Source organism: Nodularia sp. UHCC 0506 (assembly GCF_034931045.1).
Lineage (GTDB): Bacteria > Cyanobacteriota > Cyanobacteriia > Cyanobacteriales > Nostocaceae > Nodularia.
Window position 1 is genome coordinate 23,093 of sequence record NZ_JAYGHH010000034.1, and the last position, 13,441, is coordinate 36,533.

The 13,441-nt window shown below is 40.5% G+C and carries 11 protein-coding genes; all 11 read left to right on the plus strand.

Annotation, left to right across the window (positions count from 1 at the left end; translation table 11 throughout):
• Positions 1 to 707, plus strand: a 707-nt coding sequence (locus tag VB654_RS17345) for a GMC oxidoreductase (protein ID WP_323215062.1), incomplete at its 5' end; no start/stop codon positions are given.
• A gap of 59 nt (positions 708 to 766) precedes the next feature.
• Complete coding sequence (locus VB654_RS17350; protein ID WP_323215063.1) at positions 767 to 1,846, plus strand: ferritin-like protein; 1,080 nt, start codon at positions 767 to 769, stop codon at positions 1,844 to 1,846.
• Between the two features lie 201 nt (positions 1,847 to 2,047).
• Entirely contained in the window at positions 2,048 to 2,536 is a 489-nt protein-coding gene (locus VB654_RS17355) for a hypothetical protein (protein WP_323215064.1), read from the plus strand.
• Between the two features lie 97 nt (positions 2,537 to 2,633).
• On the plus strand, positions 2,634 to 3,302 hold the full coding sequence (locus VB654_RS17360; protein ID WP_323215065.1) for a pentapeptide repeat-containing protein: 669 nt from the start codon (positions 2,634 to 2,636) through the stop codon (positions 3,300 to 3,302).
• Between the two features lie 109 nt (positions 3,303 to 3,411).
• A complete protein-coding gene (iolE, locus tag VB654_RS17365; protein ID WP_323215066.1) occupies positions 3,412 to 4,530 on the plus strand; it encodes a myo-inosose-2 dehydratase in 1,119 nt (372 codons plus the stop codon).
• Positions 4,531 to 4,744: 214 nt separating this feature from the next.
• Positions 4,745 to 5,131 carry a nuclear transport factor 2 family protein gene (locus VB654_RS17370; protein WP_323215067.1) on the plus strand — a complete coding sequence of 129 codons (387 nt, stop codon included), beginning with the start codon at positions 4,745 to 4,747 and terminating at the stop codon, positions 5,129 to 5,131.
• A 40-nt stretch (positions 5,132 to 5,171) separates the two neighbouring features.
• A complete protein-coding gene (locus VB654_RS17375; protein ID WP_323215068.1) occupies positions 5,172 to 6,194 on the plus strand; it encodes a sugar phosphate isomerase/epimerase family protein in 1,023 nt (340 codons plus the stop codon).
• On the plus strand, positions 6,188 to 8,164 hold the full coding sequence (locus VB654_RS17380) for a galactose oxidase early set domain-containing protein (protein ID WP_323215069.1): 1,977 nt from the start codon (positions 6,188 to 6,190) through the stop codon (positions 8,162 to 8,164). The genes VB654_RS17375 and VB654_RS17380 overlap by 7 nt, the downstream gene beginning before the upstream one ends.
• 22 nt (positions 8,165 to 8,186) lie before the next feature.
• A complete protein-coding gene (locus VB654_RS17385; RefSeq protein WP_323215070.1) occupies positions 8,187 to 9,611 on the plus strand; it encodes a Dyp-type peroxidase in 1,425 nt (474 codons plus the stop codon).
• A gap of 112 nt (positions 9,612 to 9,723) precedes the next feature.
• Entirely contained in the window at positions 9,724 to 10,818 is a 1,095-nt protein-coding gene (locus VB654_RS17390) for a hypothetical protein (RefSeq protein WP_323215071.1), read from the plus strand.
• A 113-nt stretch (positions 10,819 to 10,931) separates the two neighbouring features.
• Entirely contained in the window at positions 10,932 to 13,406 is a 2,475-nt protein-coding gene (locus VB654_RS17395) for a glycoside hydrolase family 15 protein (protein ID WP_323215072.1), read from the plus strand.
• The last annotated feature ends 35 nt before the right edge of the window (positions 13,407 to 13,441 follow it).

The window sequence follows — 13,441 nt, forward strand, 5'->3', positions numbered from 1 at the left end:
GGGGTCTGATGCCTGAAGTGACTGGCACGATGCGAGGCCCCATTGTGACATCAGGAATTGGAACATTTCGGAAAGGCAATTTTCGCCACAAACAATCCGCCTTTGCTGTAGACATTCACAATGATGGTTGGGGATGGGCAACAGGATCACCTTACACTGAAGTGGAAGATGCCGTTGATCATAAAAACAAATATGGACAAGAATTGCGCCAGACGTTGATTAGTCGAATTTCACGACAACTGCTGCTCGCTTTCATGTGTGAATTACCCCCTGATCCCAGTAACCGAGTCACCATCGATCCGCAACACAAGGATCAACTGGGTAATTATCGTCCTGTGATTTCCTTCAATATACCTGATTACTCTCTCAGAACTCTTGCCTACACAAGACAACTCTCTCGCCTCATGTTTCAACGTTTGGGAGTAGAAGATTATACTCACTACGATCCTTCAGACCCCGCTTATTTTGAGTTTGAGGGTGAAGGTTATTTCTATCGAGGGGGAAACCACTTTTCTGGAACTCATGTCATGGGAACCACGCAATACAACTCGGTTGTTGATAAATCTCTGCGTTCTTGGGATCATCATAATCTCTATCTCGTTGGTGCTGGAAGTATGCCAACCATCGGTAGTTCAAATACAACCGTGACAATTGCTGCCTTGAGTTTTATGGTTGCCGAACAGATGCTTAAAGAGTTAAACAATTAGAATTTCAAACTCGCGTCGTCATCCTTAAAGAATAGAGAACACATTTCCGCCGACCTATTATGACTACAGACAATAGCTTAAAACTGATTACAACAGTAGAACAGTTGCATTACTATCTCGTTCAAGCAATGAAGATAGAACACGCAACCATTCCCCCTTATTTGACTGCACTTTACTCCCTTAAACCCGGAACTAATTTAGAAGCTTTTCATATTATTCGGGCTGTTGCCGTAGAAGAAATGCTACACCTAACCCTCGTAGCCAATGTTTTTAATGCGGTGGGAGGAAACATGAAATCAACCCTAACAGCACCTGATTTTATTCCCCAATATCCTGCCTATTTACCAACAGGATCGAAAGACTTTTCGGTTGATCTAAGAAAGTTTTCGCCAGAGGCGGTAGAAACTTTTTTGAATATTGAAAGAGCCAAAGAAGTTCCCGAAAACCAGCCCCTAGTCGTGTCTCGAACTCTACAAGAGACTTTGCTATCGGTTCTAGGCTATGATCCTTCGTATAGTTTTTATAGCATTGGCTTATTCTATGCAGAGATCATTCGTGGCTTATATGCTCTGCATCAAGACATGGGTGATGCTCTTTTTTGCGGTGATCCTCAGCGACAAATTACCCCCGAATATTACTATAACGGTGGTGGCGACATTATCCCAGTGACGGATTTACGTTCAGCAATCCGGGCTTTAAAGGTGATTCAAGAGCAGGGAGAGGGGTCAAGAACCGGGGCTATTTACGATGCAGAACGAGAACTAGGCCATTACTATCGTTTTCAACAACTACAATTAGAACAATACTATATTGTCAACAAAGATGAGCCGGAACAATCCGATCATCCCGATCATCCCACTGGTGGACACTTTGATGTAGATTGGGAGGCAGTTTATCCCCTCAAGACTAATGCCACACTCAGCGATTATCCTGAAGGCTCAGAATTGTATATAGCAGCCCAAGGATTCCAAACTGCCTATAGTGATTTCCTCGCAGAGATTGAAGATTCTTTTGACGGACATCCTGAGAAGTTGATTCCCGCCGTTGGGGGAATGTTTCGCCTGAAGGAACAAGCGAATAATCTCATTCGTAATCCTATTCCCGGTATGAATGGAATTAATGCTGCTCCTATCTTTTGATTAGATTATTGAGATCCGTTTCTCACACATCTTGTTACTAAAAGTGCGGAATTGATTTCCAGTGCTATGCTCCAAAATGAGGATATCACAACTAGCGATCGCTCATCGATAGCAGGACTTTTATTGATGAGCTGATGACTTAGTTTAATCAAAATTGCCACCTACTAATCAATCTAATGTTTTTGTGGAGATCAACAACTAATGGAGATGAATGCAGATGAGTTTATGGACTATTTTCTCGATTTATCAGTAACTTTAACTGGTTTTTCGCGATTTCATTTACAGGGAACTGGACAAGCGTCTCTTTACTTTGACACCATATTGAATATCATTGGTAAAGATATGTTTGCCGAACTGTTACTAACCTTTCATCGCCTGAATTTTGAAGCGCAAAATAACAATGACGAGTCTATCTTAACTACAGGAATTCGTTGCGAAATTCTAGGATCTGAGAAATTAGGACCACTCGCTCGCAATGTCATCAAGCTTTGGTATATAGCTACTTGGTATCAACTGCCATCAGCTTGGCGAGATGTATTTGGGACTAAACAAAATGATCAAACCTTTATTCCCAGTCCACAAGCCTATCCAGAAGGACTCCTATGGCCAACAATTGGGGTGAACCCACCTGGCGCAAAAGGTTTGGGATATGGGACTTGGAGCGAACCCCCTTCAGTCAGTCTTAGTTAAGGGCAAAGATGTTGTACTTGGTCTGACTCAAGTTCTCAGAAAAGGCCGATTTTTCATTCTGACATAATTGCAAACATTCCTAATTTGAAGGACGAACATGAATATTACATCTTGGTCACGTAGACTTTCTACTATTGCCCTTTCTATCATCCTGAGCTTAACTATTTTTAGTTTGCCTGCTCATGCTTTCGTAGACAAAGATTACACAAAATTGCTGATCACAAATGCCTGTGTTGGCTGTGATCTATCGGAAGCGAATCTATCCGGTAAAGATTTATATGGCAGCGCACTGGGTGGGGCAAATCTATCCAACGCCAATCTCTCTGGTGCCCTACTCGCTGACGCAAAGCTGAAGGGAGCTAATCTCACAGGAGCCAATCTATCGGGTGCTATTTTGATGGGAATCACCTTATCAGATGCTAACCTCACTAGGGCTGACCTTTCTCAGACAGATTTGTATAATGCCCTGATGGATAAGACAAAGTTATTAAATGCAAATTTAACCGATGCCGATTTAACGGACGCAATTCTCTCTGATGCAGATTTATCTAATGCAGTGGGAAAAAATGCTCAACTAAAAGGAGCTATTCTTTCTCGATCTAATTTATCGAATGCAGATTTTTCCAATAGCTTTATGAGAAAGACCAGGTTAGTAGATGCCATTCTTAAGGAAGCTAAATTCTCCTCAACCGATCTGTTTAATTCATTGATGCCTAACAACACTATTTATAACGGAGATGTCACTCAGTTTGGAGCTTATCAGTAAAATTTGAATTTTGACAAATAACCTTGGTGAAGTAGTGAAATCATCTCTGGATAATCATCTTCACCAGGTTATCCCGACATTGTTGCAAAAAATCAGGAAACATTAAACCATGTTCACCAATAATGATTGCCAAATGAATAAATCATCAGTTTTCTTTAAAATCAAAGAAATTATTTGTTTATTTACCCTATTATTTGTGTTTGTATTGGTAGGGATAACTAGCTTAACGCTTCCAGCTAATGCTGCAACAAATGAGAGTAATTCCAGTTTAGTTTCTTTAGTTCCGGCTGCATCTAATCCTCCCCTTTTAAACCCCACATTTGAGCGCGAAAAAGTCCATGTGGGTATTACACCAACAGGATGGAGTAATGGTGATGACCCTACTATTGATCTCACTCCTCCTATCCCATTTCAGCAGATTCTGAGTGAAATGGCCTTATCTAACTATGAAGGTTCACAAACATCAGGTAAATATCCAGAAAACATCGAAGATTTGCAAAGAGAGTTAAAAATTCGTAACTTGACAATTTCTGAACCTTGGGTTGGAACCAAATTCACTGAGGTTGGACAGGAGGATGAAACCTTAAAAGAATTCCAGAAACAAATGGAATTTATGCAGCAGATAGGTGGTACAAGTATTGTGGTAGCTGAATTGGGTTATGCTGTTCATCAAAAAAAATGTGTAGACCCTTTACTTAACAGACCACATTTTAATAACCAGCAATGGTCGAAGATGGTAAAAGGACTGAACACCCTTGGTAAATTAGCCAAGGAAAACGGTATGCAGTTGATGTATCACCCCCATATTGGTACAGGAGTAGAAACCTTAACTGATATTGATCGGTTGATGCAGGATACCAATCCCGAATATGTTAATCTGCTTCTTGATACTGGCCATTTGTACTACGCAGGAGTTGACCCTTTAGAAGTAGCTCAAAAATATAGCGATCGCATCAAACACGTTCATTTGAAAAATATTCGTCAGTCAATTTTACAGGAATCTATAGACACTGGTCGTAGCTTTTTAGATTCAATCCGTGCCGGGATATTTACTGTTCCTGGAGATTTGGCTGGTGCAATTGATTTTCAGCCCATTTTGCAAACACTGGCTACAGCTAATTATCAAGGATGGTTGATGGTGGAGGCAGAACAAGATCCTAACCAAGCTAATCCTTTGCAATACGCACTCATGGCTCGTCAATACTTAGAGAAAGTTATCGGTTTTTAGTTATTTGTGATTAATAATTACAAACTAAAATTGCCGCAGAGAGAGTAGGTAGATAAAATTCAGGATATTTGTAATTCCTACTACTTTACTCCCTCACCTAGTCAATCAACTGGCACGAGATGTCAACAATTTTTCTTTAGTTTTGAATGTCATCAGGTATTTCGTAAAAATTGACTGCAAGCAATACACAAATTATCCAACAAAGGGAAACAAGATGTTTAGAGATAAAGATGAGATTCGAGAAATTTTTGAAGTAGTCTATCCCGAAAATGTGAGGACAAAAAATATAGAGGGTTATGCAGAAATGTACACAGAAAATGCCCTCTGGATGCCACCGAATGCCCCTGATCGATGCGGGATTCCTGATATTATCACAGGGTTTATGGGTCAAATTGCAAATCAAGATATTGATCCCATCTTCACTGCTGAAGAAATCGAGGTTTTTAACGATTTTGGTTATGTAAATGGGCTTTCCGTCGCTACTATTTACCCACATGATGGCAGTCCATCTACAGAAACTCGCTTTCGGGCTTTATGGGTCATGAAAAAAGAGTGTGAAAGCTGGAAAATTTATCGTCAGATTTGGAATGTAAAACCATAATTTTTTATCCGGATGCTTGATCTAAAAAGAGGAAATTACAATGATGAATAATGAATCAAATTTGCCAGATATTTATTTAAGCTTTTTCATGTTCACTACTAATATGAAGCCAAATGATCTAGATTATCGGCAGATTATTATCCAGCACATTAAATGTCTGCAAAATTATGGCTACACTGGTTTTGAATTTCCAATCGCACCTGGGGAAACTCCAGACTACGACAAAGATTTAGCTGATTATACAAATCTGCGCTCTGATATGAATGAGCAAGGATTAGCCGATATCAAAATTACTACTAACGTCGGGGCGACTAAAACATTTGACCCTAGTTCCCCATATCCTGAACAACGAAAAAAAGCTTTAGAGTATCTCAAATCACGGGTTGATATCACCGCAGCATTAGGCGGTAAAATTATGATGGGGCCAATTATTATCCCCTATGGTGTTTTTCCCACTACAGACTTTAATACACCTATTTGGAGTGATGAACTTCAAGAACATCTGAAAATACGCTATGCTAACGCTCAACCCATCCTCAATGAGTTAGGTGAATATGCGATGTGCAAAAATGTCAAATTAGCAATTGAGCCGATAACTCATTGGGAAACACCAGGGCCAAACAAGTTATCACAATTAATTGAATTTCTGGATGGCGTTGAGAGTAAACAAGTGGGAGTAGTAATTGATAGCGCCCATGAAACTCTAGATGGAGATGGGCCAGAGATATTTAAAACACAAGTAGAAACTTTAGCGCAACAAGGAAGGCTTCATTATATTCAAATTTCCCCTCCAGATAGAGGGGCTGTACATACGAGTTGGCTACCTTGGCAATCTTTTTTAGAGCCAGTTCTGGACGTTTATCATGGTCCGATCGCCATCGAAATTTTCAATGCTATTCCTGATTTTATCAATTCATTGCGTTTAACTCGGCGTAAGTTTTGGATTCCAGGTGAAGATGCTGAAAATGAACACCCAAGTGCTTATAAAATTGCCGAATTTGCCATTGAAGCTACACGGACAGAATTGAACAAACTTTCTATAAATAATAAAAACAAATGTTAGCGGAAAAATCAAAACACAGCATAATTGTGGCGATTTTTGTAGCTTTTATCCTAGCGATCGCAATGACGTTCTGTGGCTGGGAACAAACGATGGGCTTCACCTCCCCACAGGCGATCGCTCTACCAAAAATCGGACTGAAAGCAGAAATGGGCGCATGGGAAACAATCCCAATGCCTCCTCCAGAAAACCGGATGCAATCTGTACATACTGTCCTTCTCCCCAATGGCAAGGTATTAAGCCTAAGCGGTAGCAGCTTTCGTACTACTCTTGTTAACGACAGTGGCAACATCAGCTTTATAGAAGGAGTTAATGTCACAGAAAATAATGTGATTAATAATACTTCCCTCTTTAATCCCAAAACTCAGGAATTTCAGCGCATTTCTACACCACCTGCCATACAATACGGAGAAACCAACGATTTATTTTGCTCCGGTCATTTACAGCTAGCAGATGGTAACGTCCTTTTTATTGGTGGTACTGGACGCTATTATCCTGGAGGAGCTTTTACAGGCTCTAGACAAGTCAACCTTTATAATTGGAAAACAGACAAATGGTCTACTTTAGGCCAACTCCAAGAAGGGCGTTGGTATCCTAGTTTAATTCCACTAGCTGACGGCAAAATAGTCATTTTTTCGGGTCTAAAATTAGATGCTCCCAATCAAATTAATCCTAGCCTGGAAATCTATAATCCCAAAACCCAGAAATTCCAATACATCAACCTCACAAATATTAAAAACAGTCCTTTTAACACCAAACTAGAAGATGTTGATAGCTACGATAGCATCGACCTCTATCCTAGAGTCTTCCCAACTGCTGATAGCAGACTTTTAATCACTGGAGATGATGCAGGTATTAGTGGGGTGTTAGTATCACAAGCCAGCAGAAAAAGCTATTTAATGTCCATCCATGAAGATACAAACGGCGACATCTCCGTAAGTTTTGAGGTGGGGCCGGAAAAAGCAGAGACATCTAAAGCCTATGGAACTGCTTTACAAGTGCCTAATTCTGAAGATGTTTTATTACTGGGTGGTCTAATCGGCACTAACGATATCAATTTTGGGCGCGGGGGTAACACAGACGGCTTCCCATCAGGTTCTAGAGTTGCTTCTAGCCTCCAACATTGGATATCTCCTCAAAAGAGTGGAGAAAAAAACGGTAAGTGGGAAACTATTGATAATTTCCTCAGCCAGCCGAGAGCTAATGTCGAAGCTGTGATTCTGCCCAACAAAGAAGTATTGTTAGTCAACGGGGGTGAATATCCAGAATATAAGCCAGTCTATGAGCCTTTACTAATGACTGCTAATTCCCAGGTTGCCGGCGGTTACACCACCAAATCCATGAATCCTGGCAAATTCCCCCGACTTTATCATAATGGAGCGCTCTTGTTACCGGATGCTCGTGTTTTGATTATTGGTGGCAATGCTAACCGAGCAGCACGGGAAAAAGACGGCACTGTTCACGTTGATATCGTGCGAGATCCGCAAACATACTATAAATTCCCCAAACTAGTCGATAAATCAGGTCAGGTAAAGGAATTCAATCTTGAGGAGTATTATCAATTCCCTCAAAGTTATTTTGTTGAAGGAGACACAGAACCCTTCGTCCCTGCTGAAATTTGGCAAGCAGAGATATTTAGTCCCCCCTATTTATTCAAGTCGGGGTTACGTCCTCAACTTGTAACAGTGCCTGAAAAGCTGGGATATGGTCAATCTGGAACAGTATCTGTTAAAAATGCGACTCAAGACGGTTCTCTTGTCTTAATCAAGTTGGGTTCAGTGACTCATTCCTTTGATTATGGGCAAAGATTGGCAGATTTGACCATTGAAAATGTCGCGTTAGGTGATCAATCGTCCATCACCTTCAAAACGCCGACAAACGCTAATCTTTACCCACCAGGTTACTACATGATGTTTTACGTCAATAATTTAGGCAAGCCTTCTCACGCCAAAATGGTCGAGCTTGGAGCTTAATTGTAATTAAAGGAGTGAACCAATGGCATTAACAGAAGAAGATTTGAAACAACTACCAGAAGATGGTATTGATCCTGAAAATCCCGGTAAATATGAAATTTTACTCGCAGATTTGCAGGGTAATATTCTCAAGGGACATGGCCGAGATTATAGTGTACATCTATTTTTACAGTTCAAACCTGATCAAACTGAAGCCGTTAAGCAGTGGATTCAAACCTTTGCCTACAACTATTTAAAGTCTGCAAAACAACAGTCAGACGAAGCTATATGTTACCGACAAACAAGAGTTTCAGGTGGTTTGTTTGCTAACTTCTTTTTATCTTGCAAAGGTTATGAATATCTGGGCATTGAACCCTTTAAGATTCCATCTGACCAGCCATTTCGTATGGGAATGAAAAATGAAAATATCAGAACTACTTTAGGTGATCCGCCAGTTGAAAAGTGGGAAAACGGATTTAAAAATCAAATCCATGCTTTTGTGCTAATGGCAGACGATGACATCTTTTTTTTATTGCAAGCAGTGAATAAAATGATGCAACAACTATGTCAAGTAGCTAATATTGTTCACAGAGAAGATGGCTTTATTCTCAGAAATGAAACTGGACAAATTATTGAACATTTCGGCTTTATTGATGGCGTGAGTCAGCCTCTATTTTTGCAACGAGATATTATCAGGTCACGCACAAAAGACTCCGGTTTTAGTGAATGGGATTCTAGAGCTTCTTTAGATATCATTTTGGCTAAAGATGCTAATGGAAAAACTGAAGATAGCTACGGCAGTTATTTAGTTTACCGAAAACTTGAACAAAATGTCAAAGCATTTCGCCAAGATCAAGCAAAACTAGCTAAAACTCTGAATATCGAAGATGACTTAGCAGGTGCATTAGTTGTTGGTCGCTTCTATGATGGCACTCCGGTGACTTTATCAGATATACCGACTTGTGCAACTATTCCAACTAACAATTTCAATTATGACCATGATAGTGCTGCGACTAAATGTCCATTTCATGCCCACATTCGCAAAACAAATCCTCGCGGAGATACAGGCAAAGTTGAATCTTCTCCTGGTTTTGATGAGGCTTTAAACGTAGAAAGAAAACATCGCATTGCTCGTCGGGCAGTTAGTTATGGGAATAATAATCCCACACAAGAACCTGAAACAGATTCAGGATTACTATTTCTTTGCTTTCAATCTAATATTGAAAATCAATTTAATTTCATGCAAACTAGATGGGCAAATGCCAAGAACTTTGTTCAAGTTAATGTCGGCGCAGATCCTCTGATTGGTCAACCTCCAGGAACTCAAAATTGGCCGAAAGAATGGGGTCAGCCTGAAACTGTAGCATACAATTTTGATTTGTGGGTAAATATGCAAGGTGGTGAATACTTCTTTGCTCCTAGTATTAGTTTTTTGCAAAATATGGCAACTTTTGAATCAAGTTCTTGACTCGATTATTTAAATATTCAGGTGAGAGATAAATTTACTCTGTTCTCACACAGTAAATTTATCTAGCGAGACGAATCAAGAGATGAGGTCAATGTAAAAAAGAGAATTCGTTATGAATGTTTCTGTGATGCTTGATGTTGCCATTGGACTTGTAATTGTATATATTTCTACTGCGCTCATTGTCTCTGCTATTCAAGAGTTAATTGCGTCTCTTTTACAATGGCGTTCCCAGCATTTAAAAGAATCTATCTTGCAATTAATGCTGTGTCACGATGCTACAGGTTTGAATGAAACCAAGCATTTTCGGGATCAAATCTATGAAAATCCACTAATTCAAAGTATGAATCATAGTGCGGTTTCTGTATGGTCTAGACTCACTTCGCATTTTGTTTTTCATTGGCAAAAAAAATCTGAATCTGTAGGAGATGAAAAGGAAGATGAGCAAGAAAAAGCTTACGAGAAATTATATTTAACATCTTCTCCTAGCTATATAGAACCTGAAATATTTGCCATTGCTCTTGTTAATGAACTGCAAAAAAATACATTACCATTTGAGACATTCCAGGAGCTAATTACCTTTCTGGAATCTCCAGAAACTCAAAACAAAATTCCCCAAGCACTTAGAGACACTCTTTTGATGTTAGCTAACAATGCCAAAATCAAAATAAATGCTGGTGAAAATGCTCTCTTATCTTTTCAGAAGGAGATAGAAAATTGGTTTCATACTTCCATGAAACGAGCCGGAGGTATTTACAAACGAAATACTCAGCTAGTCTGTTTTTTATTGGCTTTGATAATCACAATTTTTTTAAATCTGGATACTTTCTATATTTCACAAATACTGCTGAATAATTCTATTTTAAGGACTACTTTAGCTAATAATGCTGTGCAACTTGTAAACAATTTCCCAACAGATAATAATTCTCCATTGGATGTTGAACAACTACAAGAAAATGTCAGTAAAATTTTTAGCAATTCCTTACCTATTGCACCAATATATGAAAATGTGACGAATTTTATGGACTGCCAACAGCAAAATTCTTGTTCGATTCAAGAAGCTCAACCTAATTTGAGGAAGTTTTTATCTGCTTTATGTGGATGGATTGTGACTACATTAGCTGTTTTCATGGGCGCTCCCTTTTGGTTTGACCTCCTTGGTCAATTAGTCAATGTGCGTGCTAATGGTAGTAAACCAAATAGGTCTTAGTAGCATTATTCACAAAAAATCAATGTTTTTCCATTTCAACTAAGATTATGCAAAAATCAAAGTTCAGAATTCTATTCATCTCTTTTGTGTTTGTGTTTGTGGCGCTGGGGTCTATGCTGCTGCAACCTAGTTTAGTCTGGGCAAACCAAGCACCTTGCGCTCCTGGTAGCTCATCTGTCTGGTCAACGTCAGCTAAAGATTTTCTGGGAACTTCAGCCAGCGAGAAGTCCAATGTCTATTTCACTGGTGCTGAGGGTATCCTTTCCGAAGTGTTCTACCCAACCGTAGACCGGATACAAAATGTTGACTTGCAATTTTTAGTTACTGATGCGAATCAAACTTGGGGTGATGAAGAGCGCAAACAACAGCAGCACGAAATTAGTCAAGTTAACAAGCGAGCCATGATCTGGCAGGTAACAACCAAGGATGATGATCAACGTTGGCAAATTACTAAAAAGTTTTTTAGCGACCCTACTCGTCCTACTATCATTCAACGAGTTACTTTTGAGACACTGGAACCAGGAAAAACGGTTAAAGATTATCATCTTTATGTTCTGAGCAACCCAGCAATCAATAATACAGGCAGTGGAAATAATGTCCTACAGTGTAATGGTCAAGCATCAAATGGCGCAGATAACTCCCGGACTCTATCTTCAGGCGATCGCACCCTATTAGTAGCCTCTGAACCTAATTCCACCTCTTCTGCACTAGCCACTTCATTACCGTGGAAAACCGTTGATGATCATATCATGGTTTCTCATGGCTTTGTTGGTCGAAATGACGGTTTTACCGACCTGTTCGGCAACAATAACGATAAGACAATGGACTGGTACTATGATCAAGCCTATGAAGGTAACGTGGCACAAATGGGTTGGCTAGATTTTGGTAACAGTAATGCTACCAGCATATCCTTTGATGTCGTCCTGGGGTTTGGGACAAATGAGTTAGACGCTATGAACGTAGCTAACGCGACTCTCAACAGTGATCTAGTTGCTTTGGAAAACACCTATATTCAAGAATGGATAGCTTACACTCAAGGACTTAATAATCAAAAGGGTCTGGCCGATGACCAGTATTATCTTGCGGCTATGACCCTCAAGAGTATCCAAGACAAGAGCAACGGAGCTATGATTGCTGGTCTAGGAACGCCTTGGGGTGAAACCAATGGCGACAGTAATCAAGGAGGCTACCATCTAGTTTGGCCGCGTGATTTATTCAAATTTGCCAGTTCTTTGATTGCCGCAGGTGATACAGTTTCGGCAAATAAAGCCGTTGACTATTTATTCAACATCCAAATGCAGTCCAATGGCCGTTTCCCACAAAACAGCTTCGTCGATGGCACACAATATTGGGATGGCACACAGATGGATGAAACTGCCATGCCCATCATCTTGGCCTGGAAACTAAATCGGACTGACCTCTGGCCAAAAATTAAACTAGCGGCAGAATTTCTGGCAAAAAACGGAGCCTACACTCAGCAGGAACGCTGGGAAGAAATGGCGGGCTACTCACCTTCAACGATTGCGGCTGAAATCGCAGGTTTAGTTTCTGCGGCTGACCTAGCCAACAAAGTCGGAGATAGCGGTGCAGCTAACTTTTACCTCAAAAAAGCCGATGAGTGGCGTAACAATGTAGCCAACTGGACGTTTACGACAACTGGCTTTCATGGCAACGGCAAGTATTACATCCGCATTACTGAAAACCAAGATCCTAACGATGATGTGGAATTGGAATTTAAAAACGGCGGAGGAAGCCACGGTGAACGTTACATCATTGATGGTGGGTTTCTGGAATTAGTGCGTTTAGGGGCAATGAGTCCCAACGATTGGACAATTTTAGAAACAATTCCAGAATATGATGCAATTCTCAAGCAATCCTTTGATGGCAAGGGAGATGCTTGGTTTCGTTACAATTATGACGGTTATGGAGAATACAATGACGGTCGCAACTTTGATGGGTCTGGTCGCGGTCGTCTCTGGCCGATTTTCACTGCCGAGCGTGGTATCTATGAAATTGCCAAATCAGGCAACGGTTCAGTGGGACAGTCCTATCTCAAAGCTCTCAAAGCTTTTTCTTCCGAAGCCGGATTCATTCCTGAACAGATTTGGAATCAAAGTGCCACCATCACAGGTTGGGAAACTATCACCCCTGCGCCTTATACCCCTGGGATAGAAACACGCTCCATGAGTCCTCTCAGCTGGGCTATGGGCGAATACATTAATCTAGTGGCGGCAATCAACAAAGGCCAAAGTGATGCGCCAGATGTGGTTTGCCAGCGTTATGCTTGCGACAAATCCCAAGCTAATGTTACCTTCAGAGTCAACGCCAGCACACAACCAGGTGAAGATATCTATCTTGTGGGTAATCACTCATTGTTAAGTAATTGGGAACCATCTTCAGGCATTAAGCTTTCTTCCACTGACTATCCAGTTTGGAGCGTGACGGCTTCGTTACCTGTTTCCACCAACTTTGAGTACAAGTTTTTCAAACGCGATACTAATGGCAACATTATCTGGGAAGAAGGGCAAAACCATACCTTCCAGACTCCAGCCAATGGTAGTATTACACGCAACGATACGTTTAAATAGAATCTAAATCTCATCAGCAACCTCCCAGGAAACCC